This window comes from Ruegeria jejuensis (assembly GCF_041537905.1).
Classification (GTDB): domain Bacteria; phylum Pseudomonadota; class Alphaproteobacteria; order Rhodobacterales; family Rhodobacteraceae; genus Ruegeria_C.
In genome coordinates this window covers 180846-197689 of sequence record NZ_JBGRUO010000005.1, presented here as the reverse complement: position 1 = coordinate 197689, position 16844 = coordinate 180846, and the positions used below count along the sequence as shown (strand labels likewise).

The following is a 16844-nucleotide window of genomic DNA, read 5'->3' as shown; positions in this document are numbered from 1 at the left end:
CCTTACAGCTTCACGCCCGAGAAGGACATGAAGGCCATCGCCATCAGACCCGCGGTGATGAAGGTGATACCCAGACCCTGAAGCCCATCGGGAATATCCGAATATTTCAGCTTTTCCCGTACGCCTGCCATGGCGGTGATCGCCAGCGCCCAGCCAAAGCCGGAGGACAGGCCATAGGTCGCCGCCTCGGCAAAGTTGTAGTCACGTTCCACCATGAACAGCGAGCCACCCAGGATGGCGCAGTTCACAGTGATCAGCGGCAGGAAAATCCCCAGCGCGTTGTAGAGCGGCGGGAAATACTTATCGAGGATCATTTCCAGAATCTGCACCATCGCCGCGATCACGCCGATATAAGAGATCAGCCCGAGAAAGGTCAGGTCCACATCCGGGAAGCCTGCCCATGCCAGCGCTCCGGGTTTCAGCAGATAGGTCAGCAGCAGGTTGTTGGTGGGCACAGTAATGGCCTGCACGACCATCACCGAGATGCCCAGCCCGATCGCGGTCGAAATCTTCTTGGACACGGCGATGAAGGTACACATGCCGAGAAAGAAGCTAAGCGCGAGGTTTTCAACAAAGATGGCCTTTACGGCCAGAGAGATAAGACCCTCCATCAGTGCGCCTCCGCCGTCTGGATATTGTATTCACGGTCTTCGACCTGGTTCGGCTTCCATGTCCGGAAGGCCCAGATGATCAGGCCAATGATGAAGAATGCCGATGGTGGCAGCAGCAACATGCCGTTGGGCACATACCAGCCGCCATTGTTCACGGTGGGCAGCACGGTGACGCCGAACAGCGACCCGGCGCCGAAGAGCTCGCGGATGAAACCCACCAGTAACAGGATCAGGCCATAGCCAGCGCCATTGCCCGCGCCATCCAGGAACGACGCGACTGGGGGGTTTTTCATGGCAAATGCCTCGGCCCGGCCCATCACGATGCAGTTGGTGATGATCAGGCCAACAAAGACCGAGAGTGTTTTCGAGATTTCGAACGCGTAGGCCTTGAGAATCTGGTCCACCAGGATCACCAGCGAGGCGATGATCACCATCTGCACGATGATCCGGATCGACCCGGGGATCTGGTTGCGCAGGCACGAGATGAAGAAGGACGAGAACGAGGTCACGAAGATCACCGCCATCGCCATCACCAGCGAGACTTGCAGCGACGAGGTCACCGCCAGCGCCGAACAGATACCCAGCACCTGCAAGGTGATCGGGTTGTTGTCGACCAGCGGATCGACCAGAAGTTCCTTGCGTGTCTGTGACATCAGATCTCTCCTGCTTGCAGTCGTGCCAGGAAGGGGCCGTAACCCTCTTCACCCACCCAGAAACGCACCAGGTTATCCACGCCCACCGAGGTCAGCGTAGCCCCGGCAAGGGCGTCCACATAAAATTCCGGTCCGGCAGCGGGCTGCGATTTGGCGACGGTGATCTGCACCTCGCCATTCCCATCGCGCAGCTTCTTGCCGCTCCACAGCGCCTTCCAGCGCGGGTTGTCTACCTCGGCACCAAGGCCGGGAGTTTCGCCGTGCTGGTAAAATTGCAGGCCGAAAATGTCGTTGCCGTTGTTCTCCAGCGCGATGAAGCCATAAAGCGTGGACCACAACCCATAGCCCTGAATTGGCAGGATCACCTTGTCGAGCGATCCGTCCTCGGCTTTCAACAGGTAGATCACCCGGTATTTGGCCTTACGACCAATGCCAGCGGGATCGTTATCGAGCGCTACGCTCAGCTCGGGGTCCGAAGCGGCGGCGATATCGTCGAAGGTGGCGGCGTCGAACTGGTCGGTGAACTCGCCGGTGGCGAGGTCCAATACCTTGGGCTCGAACGCGGCGAAGGCTTCGGCGACATTCATGCCGGGTTCATAGACACCTGCGACCTGAAGCACGTTCAGCTGCTTGTCGCGCAGCTTGTTGGCCTCCTGCACCGGGCGCAACGACACGGCCGCCGCTGACACCACCATTGAAGCAAAAAGGCAGAGCGCCACGGCGACAAAAATGGTCTTGGGAACCGAGTCGGCGGGCATGGCCAGGAAACGCCCGATCAGGCCCTTGGGTTCGGGATTCGGTGCATCAGACATGACGACGCGCCCTCCGCTTGATGTTGGCCTGTACGACGAAATAATCGATCAGCGGAGCAAAGACGTTGCCGAACAGGATTGCCAGCATCATGCCTTCCGGGAAAGCCGGATTGACCACACGGATCAACACAACCATGACACCGATCAGCGCGCCGTACCAATAGCGGCCGATATTGGTGTGGCTGGCCGAAACCGGCTCGGTCACCATGAAGGCGAGGCCAAAGGCGTAGCCGCCCAGCACAATATGCCAGTACCAGGGCATGGCGAACATCGGGTTGGTCTCCGACCCGATCAGGTTAAAGAGCAGCGACATGCCAATGGTGCCGGCCAGACAGCCCACGATCAGTCGCCAGTTGGCGATCTTGGTGATCAGCAGGAAGGCCAGACCGATCATGCAGGCCAAGGTCGAGGTTTCGCCCAGCGAGCCCTGGATGAAGCCCAGGAACGCATCCATCCAGGTGATGCCCTGCGCGGCGAGCTCCTGATACCCGCTGGACGCCGAGATCGACAGCGTTGTCGCTCCCGAAAACCCGTCAACCGGTGTCCAGACCGTATCGCCCGACATGTTGGCGGGGTAGGCGAAGTAGAGGAACGCACGCCCCGTAAGCGCCGGGTTGAGGAAGTTCTTGCCAGTGCCGCCAAACACCTCTTTGCCGATCACTACACCAAACGAGATGCCCAGAGCCACCTGCCAGAGCGGCGCAGTGGCGGGCATGATCAGCGTATAAAGCATGGATGTGACGAGGAAACCCTCGTTCACCTCATGACCGCGCACCGTGGCAAAGACCACTTCCCAGATGCCACCGATGACCAAAGTGGTCAGGTAGATCGGCAAGAAATAGAGAAAGCCGTGCGCCATATTGGCGAAGATGCTGTCGGGATTCAGCGAGATACCGAACATCTGTAGCAATGCGATCCGCCAGCCGGTCGCGGAATCGGGGCCCAGCGTGGCAATGGCCTGATTGGCCTGATAGCCGTTGTTGTAGAACGCCATCAGGATACATGGGATCGTTGCGATCACGACATAGGTCATGATCCGCTTCATATCCACGTAAGACCGGGCATGTGGCGCGGCCTTGGTCACCGTTTTTGGCGTGTAGATAAAGCTTTCCACCATCTCGTAGATCGGGAAGAGCTTTTCGTACTTACCGCCTTTAGTGAAATTCGGCTCGATCCGATCAAAGAAGCTGCGCAAACCCATTCGGCTCAGCCCTCCTTTTCAATCTTGGTCAGGCAGTCCCGCAGGGCCATCCCGTATTCATATTTCGCCGGGCAGGCGAACCCCACAAGGCCGAGGTCCTCTTCGTCCAGCTCCAGCGCGCCGAGCGCCTGCGCGCTATCGGTATCCATGACCAGCATGGCCCGCAGCAACTGAGTCGGCAGATAGTCCTGCGGCATCAGTTCCTCGAAGGTGCCGGTGGGCACCATGGCCCGGCGACCGCCGTTGAGGTTGCTGGTCAGGCCGTAGACCTTTTTGGCAAAGGCCGAGCCCAGCACCGGCTGCACCGCGTATTTCGATGGCATCGGGCGAATCCAGCCCATGGGGATCTGATCGTGATCCTCGCGGATCAGGGTGATCTGACGGGCGAAGCGACCCAGATAAGCCTCAGGTCCGTCGGCCTGACGCCCGCTCAGGATCGAGCCTGAAACGACACGGACCGGATCGGTGCCATCGATCTCATCCCGGGTCAGTTCGTCGGTCGAGGCTCCCATCACGGTGCGCACCAGACGCGGGCGCGCAGCCATGGGGCCGCAGATCGCCACAACGATACTGGGGTCCAGATGCCCGGTCTGTACTAGCCGACCGATGGCAATCACGTCCTGATAGCCGATGGTCCAAACACTGTCCGCCGCACCCACAGGGTTGAGGAAGTGGACATGCGTTCCCGCCAGACCCGATGGATGCGGGCCAGAGAAACCTGCTGCCTCAACACCCGGCAGATCGCCGCCGGGGATGGCATCGCCCGTCTTGTAGCACAGATAGGTGGTGCCCTCGGTCAGCAGCGAGACTGCTCTCACGCCAGCCTCAAACGCCTGCCCGGCATCCGCGATGATCAGGGCGGCGTCACCGGCCAGCGGCTCGCTGTCCATGGCGGTGATGAAAATCGCCTGCGGCGCGGTGCCGGGAACGGGCATTTTCGAATAGGGTCGGGTGCGAAACGCGGTCCATAGACCCGCGGCGCAAAGTTTTTCGGTCAGCCCCTCGGCAGTGTCGGCATTGCCGGTCGTGCTGAAATCAATGCCGGTGTCGTTGGCGTCGCCCACCTCGATCACCACGCTTTGCAGCACCCGGCGTGCGCCGCGATTGATCGCCGTGACCTTGCCAGTCACCGGGGCGACCATCATCGCCTGCGCCGCATCCTTGTGACAGAACAGCGGGGCACCGCGTTGCACCTCATCGCCTTCCTGCACCAGCATCTTGGGTTTCAGACCGATCGTGTCGGCACCCAGAATGGCGACGCTCCGGTAGTCCGGCCCGGGGTGGATGGTCTGTTCAGGCGCCCCGTCCACCGGCAGGTTCAGCCCTTTTTTCAAATCGAATGTCCGCATTGGCTCGCTACGTTGTTGCACGCTCGACTCCGCAAGTGGTGCTTCCCTAACGGATGCCCGCCACAAAGCAAATACCCTTGCGTGGTGATCCTGTCGTGAAAGCCGCGGCGCGGATTGTCGTGGCTCTTATTGCGCTTGTGTATTCATGGCAATCCGTTCAGGCGATAAGGCTGTGATTTTCTTCGGATTTTGATCCAATTGCTACTTTATCCACCGTCCAGCGCGGTCCGGGCCAGAGATTCAGCCCGTCTCAGGTCGCGTTGTCGAAATGCCGCATCCAGGGCAGCCAGATCCGATTGCGCTACTTTCTTGTCACCGTTTCGCGCCTGCCGGGCCAGCGCCACACGGGCGGGGCGAACAGCGTCGGTATATAGATGCGCGGCCTGCAGGCCGGTCTGCAGGGTCTTGGTCGCCGCATCCACCTGTGCAATCGCTGCAGGAAAATCGAGACGGCGGGTCAGGGTGTCGGCCTCGCGCAGCAATTTCGTGACCTGCTTGATTTCCGGTTGCGCACATTTGTCCTGCTGGACCTGCCGCAACTGATCGCGCTGCCGGAAGAGCTGTTTGAAGGAACTGGCATAGCGGCCATTATCCAGCACGGCCTGGGTCAGATCGATACAGGCCGCCCGCGACTGGTTGAGCAGGTGCAGCGCCTTTTTCTCGTCGGGCAGCGCCTTGCGGGCATCCTTGGTCATCTCGATTATACGCCGCAATTCGCGCTGGATCGGACCGCCGGTCTTGAGCCCCTGCAGCGCCTTGATATGGGCCAGAATCTGGACATGCGCGCGGGTGAATTCTGTCGCCTCTTCGGTCGGGCGCAGCTTGTCCATCAGGTCAAGCCCGCGTGTGCCGATCTGTAATTCGGTGCGGGCCTTGCGCATCATCAGAGCTGCCCCGACCCAATTGGAGCTTTTAGCGAAATTGTCGGCGTCATTCATCATCTCGCGCACTGTCTCGATCACCGGTCTTGCATTGCCACCCCCCGGAGCCTGAGATTCCAACCGCGCGATTTCGGCGTCGATCTCGTGGCGAACCTTGTTGCAATTGGCGGCGCGCCCGGCCTCTTGCATCATTGCCGCGTGGCGGGCCTCCTGCGCCTCGCAGGCGATGGTTGCCTGATCAAACGCGCCGCGCGCCTCGGCGGCCTGGCGACGTTTGTCGTCACTTTCGAGCCGTTTCAGATAATCCTCGACCGCAGCGGCACCATGCCCCCGTGCCTGAGCCCGGGTCTCGGCCAGACGCTTGGCAAACCCCTTGGCCTCACTCAGGTATTCGGTCACATCGTCGATTTCCCGGTCCAGCTTGCGCCCCAGCGCCTCCTGCTCCGACAGGGTTGCGACCGCCTCGGTCTCGGCACCCTTCGCAGCGGCCTTGCGGGCTGCCCCAACGGCAGTGGCAATCGGGCCGGTCAGATCTTTCAGCAACTGCGAGGCCTTGGGGGGCAGGGCGCGGACCCGATTCAGCAGGCCCTCGGCCTCGGCCAGCAGCGACTCAAACTCGGCAGGCGCGCGATCCCTGCCACCGGACCCGGCTGAAGAGGTGATTCCAAAACGTTCAAGAAAGCTCTGTTGGGACTGTGTCAGCATTTGGTCGGGCCTTGGGAGCATATCGCCGGGCGGGTTCTGAGTCAGTGTGGCGTTCAAATGGGCGCCCGCCAACTCATTTTTTGCGCGATGCACAGAAACCAACCCGCCGAAATTGTTATTTTGTAGCCTCTTGCGAAACGATGTGAATTTGAGTTGATTAGGGCAAGTCATTTGTTAAGGCAGCGCTATGACGTATTTGAACTTCGGTACATACCGGAAGGGTCTGACCCTTGTGGCACTCCTCGCAATGACGAGTCTGATGCCCGGCGGGCCGGTGCTGGCCCAATCGGCGTCAAACCTCGCACCTTCTACTTTTCAACCCGAATCCTTGCGACCTTCAAGCGGTCCGGTGACTGTGGCGCGCGACCCGGGTGCCTCGGCGCCGCCGGGGTCCGAGAACCTGTTCGTGACCGTCGGCAATGTCGATCTGCAAGGCGCTTTGCCACAGATGGCCCAGGCCAACGCCGCGTTTCGCCAGTCGCTGATCGGAAAACAGGTCGCCGTTGCGCGCATCTTCAGCGCTGTGCGGCGGCTTGAGACGGAATATGCCGAGGCGGGGTTTGTGCTGGCGCGGGTGGTGCTGCCACAGCAGACCCTGCGTGATGGCGGCACGCTACGCATTGTCGTGGTCGATGGCTTTATCGAAAGCATCGACTCCAACCGGGTGCCGGAACCGGTGCGCAATCGCATCGTGAGCCTCACCAATCCGCTGATTGGCAAGCGCGGCATCCGGCTGCGTGATATCGAGCGTGCGTTGCTGCTCGCGGGCGACACCTATGGTGTACGGCTATCCTCGACGCTCAAGGCCGGGCAGGCGGATGGCGGCACGATCCTGGTTCTGGACGGCGAATACAAACGTCTCACCGGGTCATATGGCTTTGACAACCTGCTTGAGAATGACCTGGGAACCGTCAACTTTAATGCCGGTCTTGAGTTGAACAGTGCGCTCGGTCTGGGCGAGACTTTCTACGGCAGGATCGGTGGCGCGGTGCAGGATTACTTCTCGAGCGATCCGCGCTATCGCATCTTTGCTGCTGGCGCTGTGGTTCCGATCGGGACAAATGGCATGACCTTCAACATCGAAGGCACTGCAAGCCGGGCCAATCCCGACAGGGATTTCGCGCCCACCACCAGCGAATTCGACCGCCTGTCGTTCCGGCTGTATTATCCCTGGATCAGGTCGAGACAGTTCAACCTGACGTCGCAACTTATTTTCGACCGCGTCAGTGATGAGCAAAAGCTGGTCAGCGATGCTGGTGATCTGCCAATCTATAATGATGATCTCAGCGTGTTGCGAGCGACGCTTGACGGTGGCTGGACATTCGAAAATGGCGCGGCGCTGCAGGCTGGCGCGGTTTTCTCGAAGGGGCTGGACGCATTTGGGGCCAGTTCCGAATCCGACGACACGCCCTTGTCAGTCCAAGGGGCCAGCGCTGAGTTCAACAAGCTGGTGATCAGCGCGCGCTATGACATGGCGTTCAACACCAATTGGATTCTGGGCCTAAGCGGACGCGCGCAAACCAGCTTTGGCGACCCCCTGGTCACCTCGGAACAGATGAGCGTCGCCGGGACCGGTGAGATGTCGACCTTTGATGCAGGAACGCTTCAAGGGGATGACGGCTATATACTGCGCGCCGAGATCGGCCGCCAGAATCGGACCACCGTCGGGGGATTCCCGATTCTGGTCAAACCATACCTGTTTGGCGCCTATAGCCATCTTGGGCTGGAAGAGCCTACTGTTGTGGAACAAAGTACGACAAAAGCATCGGCATATGGCGTGGGGGTCGAGGTTTTGATGTTGGAGGAGTCCTCCTTCAGCTCCGGCACCCTGCGACTTGAGTTCGGTAGGGGAGAACGCGATGACAATGGCCCGGAAGGCAACCGCTTCGGTATTGTTGCAAGCCGCAGGTTCTAGGCGGCTGGCGGCACGGCTCTGGCTCAGTGCGGCCCCGGCGGCGCTGCTGATCGCGACGGCACCGCTGTCCGCGCAGGAACTACCCACTGGCGGGACGGTGGCTGCGGGCAACGCAGCGATCGCAACACCTGCGCCTGGTCAGATGACCATCAATCAGAGCAGCAATTCGGCCGTCGTCAACTGGAACACATTCTCGGTCGGGCAGGGCGGGCGTGTTGACATCACCCAGCCCTCGGCGCAATCGGCGATTCTGAACCGGGTGACCGGGAGCGCCACCAGCAATATTCACGGCCAGATCAATGCCAACGGTCAGGTCTTTGTGGTCAATCCCAACGGAATTTTCATCGGGCCCAATGGCCAGATCAACACCCGTGGTTTCGTGGCTTCGACGCTCGACATTCGCAACGACGATTTCATGGCGGGCCGTTACCGGTTCGAGGGGAATGGCGCCTCAGCCGGGGTTGAAAATGCAGGCCTGATCCAGTCGGTGCCGGGCGGCTATGCGGCGCTGATCGGTGGCAAGGTCAAAAACTCCGGCGTCATTCGTGTGCCACTGGGCAAGGTCGGTCTTGGCGCAGGTGAGCAGGTGACACTGGATTTCACCGGCGACGGGTTCTTGCAGGTGGCGGTGCCGTCAAATGGCGACGACACGATGGAAGCGCTGGTCGAGAATTCCGGCGCGATCGAGGCCAATGGCGGGCAGGTGCAACTGTTGGCAGCCAGCGCGCGCGACGCGGCACGGCAGGTGGTCAACATGTCCGGCGTGATCGAGGCGCGCTCGGTCAGCGGACGCAATGGCGCTGTGGTACTGGGCGGCAGCGGTGGCGGCGTCCGGGTGAGTGGACGCATCGACACCTCGGCTGAGGTGATGTTGGTAGAGACATCTCCGAGGCCGGTCGCGCGACCGGTCCAGGGCGGTGACATCACCATCACTGGCGAGGCGATCACCCTGGCCGGTGCCGAGCTGGACGCCAGCGGCGCGGGCGCCGGTGATGGCGGCCTGATCCGTGTGGGCGGCGATTTCGCCGGAAATGGCAACCTGCAGCGCGCGGCGACAACCTTTGTTGATGCGACGACGCTTATTTCAGCCGATGGCGGCGAAACCGGGTCCGGCGGCCGGATTGCGATCTGGTCAGATATCCTGACAGAATTCGACGGAACGATTTCTGCAAGGGGCGGTGATCTGAGCGGCGATGGCGGCTTTGTCGAGGTCTCGGGTCTGGAGACGCTCCGATACCGCGGCCTGACCGATGCCCGTGCGCCGAGCGGAGAGACGGGCAAGCTGTTGCTCGATCCGGTCGACATCGTTGTGGATGCCGCCGACGCGGCGATCATAAGCGGCAATCTTGAGTCCACCAATATTACGCTCGACACCAGCGCGTCGGGTCCCGACGACGGCAATATCACCATCAACAGCGATATCACCTGGAATTCGTTTAACGAGTTTGAGTTGCTCGCAGACAATGACATCGCGCTGAACGCTCAGATCAGCGGACCCAGCGGTACCCTTGCATTGGATGCGGGCGGCACGATCACCACCAGCGCCGCTGGTGTGATCAACGTAGACACGTTCCTTCTGGAGGCGGGTGACTGGTTCCAGGAATCCCTAACCCTGCCTGGTTTCACCGTCACTGATTTCCAGATCAACCCGACTGACGGCAGCTTTCTGCGCGTTCTCGACGGGAATGGCAGCGAAGCCGACCCATATATCCTGACCGATATCTACGGTGTGCAAGGGATGGACAGCGACAGCCTGCATGCCTCGCATTTCCGGCTGGCCAACGATATCGACGCATCGGGGACGGTCAACTGGGGCGCTGGAGAAAGCGGCTTCACCCCGATTTTCAGCTTCGATGGCTCGCTTGATGGTGACCAGCATGGAATCGACGGTCTGGTGGTCATTGACGCCCCGCAGGGCGGGTTGTTCGAGAATTTGAACGAAACGGCACGGGTCTTTGATCTCGGTGTGACCAACGCCGAGATCAGCGGCGGCGAAGCCGGTGTTCTGGCGACCAACAATGACGGCTCGATCGAGAATGTTATCATTACCGGAACGGTCGACAGCTTCGACGGTCCGGCGGGTGGCATAGTGGCCTTCAATGGCGGTTCCATCACCGATAGCACTGCAGATGTTTCGGTAGATGCGAGCGGCGGCGAAGGCACCGAAGGCGGGATCGCGGCAGGCGGAATAGCAGGTGTCAATGGCGGGACAATTACCCGATCGAACGCCGCTGGGGATGTGCTGGGTAGCGATTTCAACCTTGGTTTCACGGTCAATGCAGGTGGTGTTGCGGGCCGCAATTTCGGCACGATTCAAAGCTCATACGCGACGGCGGACGTGTCGGCGGTGCAGTTCGCAGACGGCGGCACCGGACGGGCCGGCGGGCTAGTCGGGCTGAACGACGGGCAGATCATCGACAGCTATTCCACGGCGGCTGTCACGGTGAGCAATTTTGACACCAATATTGCCGGTGGGCTTGTGGGTACCACCGGGAATAGCGGTACGGACACCGCCTCGTTCTGGGACACAGAGACCTCGGGGCAGACGACCAGTGCTGGCGGCACCGGGCTGACCACCGCAGAGTTCCAGGACACGCAAGGGTTCTTTGACCGGACCAGCGCCGATTGGGACTACCTGAATGACTGGGCACCCGGCACCCAGGGGCAGCATCCGCTGAACCTGACCACCAGCCCGGTCGTGTTCGTACAACCAGACGATCTGGCGTCGGTGCAGTACGGTGAAACGGAAACCGCGAGCACGACCGGAACCATCTCGGGCGGCGCCGGAGCCTATGTCTTTGGTGCCGAAGGAGATGTCTTAGACACGTCCGGGCTGCTCTCGGATCTGAGCTTTGGACAGGTGAGCGTGGGTGACACCACCTTTGTGCCAACTGACACGAGCATCAACAGCGATTTCGGTCAACCCTTTCAGGTCATCTCGCTGACCGGGAATACAACCATCACTCCGGCACCGCTGACCATCACCGCCAGTAATCAGGACCGGGTTTATGGCGACGATTTTGCGTTCCCGGTGACACAGTTTCCGCAAGACGATGACGGTTCGCAAGCCGCGTTTGAGAGCCCGGGATTCACGGTGACCGGAGAGCTGTTTTTCGAAGATTCGGTCAATGACGTGACGCTCAGCAGTCCCGGGGCGGCACAATTCGCAGCTGTGACCGACAGCCCCTATGACATCACTGCCAGCGATGCGGTCGGCTTCGGGCTGACGAATTACGACATCACCTACGAAACTGGTGCGCTGACTGTCGATCCAGCTCCGCTGACCGTGACCGCAAACGACCAGTCGCGGGTCTATGGCGATGGGTTTACCTTCGCAGGCACCGAGTTCTCGGTGGACGGTCTGGTAAACGATGCCGATTCGGTGAATGGCGTCACTCTGACCAGTGACGGTGCCGAGACCTTTGCAGCCGCATCCGATACGCCCTATGCAATCGCCGCCAGCGATGCGACGGGGGAGGGTGTCAGCAACTACGACATCACTTATGTGGACGGCAACCTGGATGTGTCGCGGGCCTCGCTGCTGATCGTTCCGGATGATGCGTCCCGCGTCTACGGCGATGGTTTTGCCTTTGCCGGGACCGAGTTCACCACCATCGGAGAGGTTCGCGATGGCGACATCACCGGAGTCGATCTTTCAAGCGAGGGTGCCGCGCAATTCGCACCGGTTCTGACGACTGGTGACGGAGATGAGGGGTCGCCATTCTATCAGATCCTTGCAGATAACGCTTCGGGTCCGGGCCAGAACAATTACGACATCAGCTATGACATCGGCTTTCTGGATATTGACCCGGCACAGCTGACGATCACAGCAACCGACCAGATAAAGCCGGATGGCGAGGCATTCGAGTTTACGGGTACCGAATTTACCGTCTCTGGTCTGGTCAATCCCGCTGATTCTGTCGATACGGCCGCATTGTCCAGCGAGGGCGCCGCTGCGGATGCCAGTTTCGAAGGATCACCCTATGTCATCAACATCTCTGATGCCTCGGGCAGCGCAGGTCTAACGACCAACTACGCCATCACATATGAAACAGGCAGTTTCTTTGTCGTGCAACCGGACGGCGTGAACCCGCCGCCGACGCCGCCAACAAACCCACCGCCACAGGGTCGATACAGCAACGCCGGCGAGATCGGAACCGAAGGCGGTGAAGGCGGTGATGGCGGCAGCGGAGGCGGCACTGCGGTGACCCCTGCACTGGCCGCAGAAGAAACACTGCAGGCGGTCGAGGGGGCCTCTAGCGAGTTCGAGGCACAGGCCTCTGGCTGCGTCAGCGAAGACGTGGCTGACTATTTGGCCTGCGTTGCCAGTGCGATGGACGATTATGCGCAGGATCTCGACGCTATCGCCGCAGGGCTTCCGCCGGGGCTTGAGAGTATCGGCGACATCATCAACGGCGCCAGCGCAGGGGTGCGCGCGGCCGGTGAAAAGGCGCAGGCGCGGTTGGCGCTGGCCACCACCGAAGCCGAACGTCAGCAGATTCGCCGCGAGGCCATTCAGGAGGCGCGCGTGGCGATCCGCAGTGCGCAAACCGAGATTCGCAAGGCGATCAGCCTGATCCGCGCCCAAGATCCCGAGCTTGTGAGTTTGCAAAGAGAGCAAGTTGAGACGATAGTAGCCGCCGTGGGCAGCGCCGAGATCGGTCTGTCCCGCGTGTTGGAACTCTGACGACTGGGAAAATAAAGAGTGCGTTTGATCCGTTTGGTCATGGCTTTAGGGCTGTTTTTGTTGTGCGCTACGCAAGCGCTTGCGGAAAAGCGCGTGGCGCTCGTCATCGGAAACTCGGATTACGAATCGGTCGGCGGGCTGGACAACCCGGTCAATGACGCCTCGGATCTTGCAATCGCGCTTGAGGGGCTGGGATTTCGGGTATTTCTGGGCACCGACCTGACTCGGGATGAAATGCTGACGCTGGCCGAATCCTATGGGGTGACCGCGGCAGATTCCGACGTGTCGCTGTTCTTTTATGCGGGGCATGGGTTTCAGGTCAGCGGGCAGAACTACCTTGTGCCAGTCGATGCGCAGATGACATCGGGGGCCGATATTCCCGAACAGACCGTCGCGATGGGCGACATCGTCAGCCGGATGGAACGGTCCGACGGGCTGAAGCTGATCATCCTGGATGCCTGCCGCGACAATCCGTTCGAGGAAACCACCGGTGAGGGTGGTCTGGCGCGAATCGGCAGCGCGGCGGACTTCATGTTCGCCTATGCCACCCAGCCCGACAACGTGGCCTATGACGGCACCGGGCGGAACAGTTTCTTCACCGAGGCGCTGCTCAGCCATATCTACACGCCCGGACAGGATATCTCGGACCTGCTGATCTCGGTCCGCAAGGATGTGATTGCGGCCACCGGCGGGCGGCAGATCCCTTGGGACAATTCCTCGCTCACCCGTCAATTCCGTTTCGATAACAGCCCGGTCACCGCGTCCGAGGAAACCCTGCTGTGGCAGGTCGCCGCCAGTGCGCAGGACCCGCAGTTGATGCAGCTTTATATGGATCGTTATCCGCAGGGCTCTCATACCAGCGACGTATTGGCGTTTCTGGACAATTCCGAAACCTTGACCCGCAAGCTGAACATCGAAGATCGCGATGCCGAGGCCGAGCGGCTTTGGAAACTGGCGCAGCGCAGCCGGATGCGGCCCTTGCTGGAATTCTATCTGGAACAATATCCCGAAGGAGCCCATGCCGAGCAGGCGCGTCGTTTGGTGCAATCCATTCCGCGCCGCGAGGATACGACGCCAGGTGGTATGTGCGAGCGTCTGGCCACTCATCCGCGCGACAGCACGGCCAGCCTGACCGGGGTGCCGTTTTCGCGGCTCAAACAGAATGCCATGACGGCGATCCAGGCCTGTGGCGCGGCGGCGGCCCAATCGCCCGATCTGCCACATTATGTGGCTCTGCTGGCGCGCGCGACGATCGCTGCGGGCGATGTGGACCGCGCCGTGACGCTCTATCAGCGCGCCGCCGAGCGGGGAGATTTGCGGGCGATGGTCAGCCTGGCACAGCTTTATGAAAGCGGCATGGGCGTCCCGCAGGACGTGGCGCGCGCCGTTTCCCTGAACGAGGCGGCTGCCGAGGGCGGATCGCTGGACGCGATGATCAATCTCGCCGTGACCCTGTTCGAAGGCACGAGCGTCCCCAAGGATGATGCCCGCGCCATTGACCTGCTGCAGCGTGCCGCGCGCGAAGGGTCGGCCAAGGCCACGTTCAATCTGGGCGTGCTGGCGCAGGATGGGCTGGTCGGCTCACCCGAAGATGCGCTGACCTATTTCCGGAAAGCCGCGCGGGATGGCGAGCATCAGGGCTATCTGGCCGCTGCAATTCTGCTCGACGAGGGCAGGGGCCTGCCGCGCGATCCAGCGGCTGCGGCCGAGATGCTGTTGCGTGGCGCAGCCGAAGATGACGGGGCAGCCATCGCGCAGATGACCGACGGCGCTGCAAACTGGTCGCGCGATACCCTGATGGAGGTGCAGAAACGCCTGCAACAGGCTGGGTACTACAATAGCACCATCGACGGCCTGTCCGGTCCAGGGTTCGAGAATGCGCTGGAACTCTGGCGCAATGGCGGCTTTGTTCCAGAGGTGCTGTAAGGGGGCGACCCGCCCCCTCAGGTATCAGCGATACATTGGCGGGCGGGCATCGACCCAGGCGCCGTCCTTGCTACCCGACTCAGCCACCGCAAACACCGCCGCCATCGACCGCAACCCGTCCGATGCACGCGGATAGTGATCTGCTGCCGGGTCCATGGCGCGGCCTTCCTTTCGGGCGCGGATCGCTTCGGCCAGATCGCTGTAAATATTGGCGAAGGCCAGCGGCATTCCTTCGGCATGGCCGATGGTGACGCGGGTGGTGCGATCGGCCTCGGGTGACAGGTTGGCCTCGCCCCGCTCGATGGTCTGCAACCGTCCGTTCAGCGGCATGTAATAAAGCTGGTTGGGATGTTCCTGCGACCAGCGCAGCCCGCCGGTCTCGCCAAAGACCTGCAGCGTCAGCCCATGCTGGCGACCAATGGCCACCGATGAGGTCCAGAGCCGCCCGACCGCGCCCCCGCCCATGCGGAAATTGACCATCGCATCATCTTCCAACTCACGCGAGGCGATGCAGGACACGGTATCGGCGGAGAGCTTATGCACCTCCTGTCCGGTCACAAAACTGGCCATATGCAGCGCATGAATGCCGCAATCGGCGAATTGCGCAGAAACACCGGCCTGCGCCGGGTCATAGCGCCAGCGCACGCGCGGATTGTCGGCATCTTCGGCGTCGGCGTGGTGGCCGTGGGCGAACTCGGCCTTGACCAGCCGCACCTTACCCAAGTCTCCGCGCGCGATCATCGCCTTCATGTGGCGCACCAACGAATAGCCGGAGTAGCCGTAATTCACCGCGCAGATCGTGCCGGTACGCTCTGCGGTGCGCACGATATCCTCGCCTTCCTCAACCGTCATGGTCATCGGTTTTTCGCAGAGCACGTTGAACCCGGCTTCCAGAAAGGCCTTGGTGATCTCGTAATGGGTCGAGTTGGGCGTCGCCACGGTCACCAGATCGATCCGGTCGTCGCGGTCTTTCTCACCTTCGAGCATCTCTCTCCAGTCGCCATAGGCGCGGTCGGTAGCCAAACCAAGGCGCTGGCCATAGGCGCGGCCTTCATCGGGCCGGTGATCTAGTGCGCCAGCAGCGAAGTCGAACGCCCCGTCCAGCCCCGCGCCAAGGCGGTGGGCCGGGCCGATCTGGCTGCCTTCACCGCCGCCGATCATGCCCCATCGCAGTTTTGCCATCTGCGTGATCCTCAGTTGAAGCCAATGGATTCAAGATGCTCGCGATTGGCGCGCGCATCGTCGGTCGGGCGGATATCCATGGTCGGATCGCAATCCTGCTCGACCGTGCACCAGCCGGTGAAGCCCGCATCCAGAAGCACCTGACGCACGGCGGCGAAATCCACGTCGCCTTCTCCCAGATTGCAAAAGATACCCTGGCCGCACGCATCGTAGAAACCGGTGCGTTTGTCGATCACATCCGCTTTAACTTCCGGGTGGATATCTTTGAAATGCATGTAAGAAATACGATCCACATTGCGCTTCATGAAGGCCACGGGGTCAAAGCCCGCATAAGAATGATGGCCGGTGTCGAAGCAGATCTTCAGGATCTTCTCGTCCACCTCGTTCAGCAGCCGTTCCAGTTCCGGCTCGAAATCCATGAACCCGCCTGCATGGGCATGAATGCCCACGGTCAAACCGTATTCTTCGGCTCCAATCCGCGCTGTTTCCGCGATCCGGTCGCGATAGGCAACCCATTCGGCCGCGTCCATCTGCTCGGCCTCATGCGCCCGACCGGCGGTCGGCGCGCGGCGTTCCGAAATCGAATCGATCAGCACCAAATGCTGTGCGCCATGGGCCACCAACGCCTTGCAGGTGCGGTAAGTGCCATCCAGCACATCCTCCCACTGCGCCGGATCGTGGTAGGGGCGGAAGACAACGCCGCCGATCAGCTCCAGATCATGTTCGGCCAGCGCATCGGCCAGTTGCGCCGGGTCTTCGGGCATGAAGCCAACGGGCCCCAATTCGATGCCCTTGTATCCGGCTTCGGCACATTCCTTCAGGACGGTGCGCCAGTGGGGATTGCGCGGATCATCCGCAAATTCGACGCCCCAGGAACAGGGTGCATTGCCAATTCTTATGCTCATATTGGTGCCTTTCGGAT

General features: G+C 61.1%; 11 protein-coding genes. 3 read left to right on the top strand and 8 right to left on the bottom strand.

Features of this window, described 5'->3' with window-relative positions; all coding sequences use genetic code 11:
- Positions 1 to 2: 2 nt before the first annotated feature.
- From nqrE to AB1E34_RS08345, 6 genes are all read right to left on the bottom strand, one after another.
- Complete coding sequence (gene nqrE, locus AB1E34_RS08370) at positions 3 to 611, bottom strand: NADH:ubiquinone reductase (Na(+)-transporting) subunit E (RefSeq protein ID WP_249707107.1); 609 nt, start codon at positions 609 to 611, stop codon at positions 3 to 5.
- Complete coding sequence (locus tag AB1E34_RS08365) at positions 611 to 1264, bottom strand: NADH:ubiquinone reductase (Na(+)-transporting) subunit D (protein ID WP_372571881.1); 654 nt, start codon at positions 1262 to 1264, stop codon at positions 611 to 613. Before AB1E34_RS08365 ends, nqrE begins: the two co-directional genes overlap by 1 nt.
- On the bottom strand, positions 1264 to 2076 hold the full coding sequence (locus tag AB1E34_RS08360) for a Na(+)-translocating NADH-quinone reductase subunit C (protein ID WP_372571880.1): 813 nt from the start codon (positions 2074 to 2076) through the stop codon (positions 1264 to 1266). The genes AB1E34_RS08365 and AB1E34_RS08360 overlap by 1 nt, the downstream gene beginning before the upstream one ends.
- Complete coding sequence (locus AB1E34_RS08355) at positions 2069 to 3277, bottom strand: NADH:ubiquinone reductase (Na(+)-transporting) subunit B (RefSeq protein ID WP_372571879.1); 1209 nt, start codon at positions 3275 to 3277, stop codon at positions 2069 to 2071. Before AB1E34_RS08355 ends, AB1E34_RS08360 begins: the two co-directional genes overlap by 8 nt.
- Positions 3278 to 3282: 5 nt before the next feature.
- Complete coding sequence (locus AB1E34_RS08350) at positions 3283 to 4626, bottom strand: Na(+)-translocating NADH-quinone reductase subunit A (protein ID WP_372571878.1); 1344 nt, start codon at positions 4624 to 4626, stop codon at positions 3283 to 3285.
- A 206-nt stretch (positions 4627 to 4832) separates the two neighbouring features.
- Complete coding sequence (locus AB1E34_RS08345; protein WP_372571877.1) at positions 4833 to 6212, bottom strand: hypothetical protein; 1380 nt, start codon at positions 6210 to 6212, stop codon at positions 4833 to 4835.
- Between the two features lie 247 nt (positions 6213 to 6459).
- On the opposite strand from AB1E34_RS08345, the gene AB1E34_RS08340 reads away from it, so the two are divergent.
- The 3 genes from AB1E34_RS08340 to AB1E34_RS08330 all read left to right on the top strand — a co-directional run bounded on the left by AB1E34_RS08340 (position 6460) and on the right by AB1E34_RS08330 (position 14740).
- Positions 6460 to 8127 carry a ShlB/FhaC/HecB family hemolysin secretion/activation protein gene (locus AB1E34_RS08340; protein WP_372571876.1) on the top strand — a complete coding sequence of 556 codons (1668 nt, stop codon included), beginning with the start codon at positions 6460 to 6462 and terminating at the stop codon, positions 8125 to 8127.
- Positions 8072 to 12814, top strand: coding sequence for a two-partner secretion domain-containing protein (locus AB1E34_RS08335; RefSeq protein WP_372571875.1), 4743 nt, complete (start codon positions 8072 to 8074; stop codon positions 12812 to 12814). The genes AB1E34_RS08340 and AB1E34_RS08335 overlap by 56 nt, the downstream gene beginning before the upstream one ends.
- A gap of 93 nt (positions 12815 to 12907) precedes the next feature.
- Entirely contained in the window at positions 12908 to 14740 is a 1833-nt protein-coding gene (locus AB1E34_RS08330) for a caspase family protein (protein WP_372571874.1), read from the top strand.
- Positions 14741 to 14764: 24 nt separating this feature from the next.
- Here the strand turns inward: AB1E34_RS08330 and AB1E34_RS08325 are convergent, their stop codons facing one another.
- Both AB1E34_RS08325 and AB1E34_RS08320 read right to left on the bottom strand, forming a co-directional pair.
- On the bottom strand, positions 14765 to 15922 hold the full coding sequence (locus AB1E34_RS08325) for a Gfo/Idh/MocA family protein (protein WP_372571873.1): 1158 nt from the start codon (positions 15920 to 15922) through the stop codon (positions 14765 to 14767).
- A gap of 11 nt (positions 15923 to 15933) precedes the next feature.
- A complete protein-coding gene (locus tag AB1E34_RS08320) occupies positions 15934 to 16827 on the bottom strand; it encodes a sugar phosphate isomerase/epimerase family protein (RefSeq protein WP_372571872.1) in 894 nt (297 codons plus the stop codon).
- Positions 16828 to 16844: the final 17 nt, after the last annotated feature.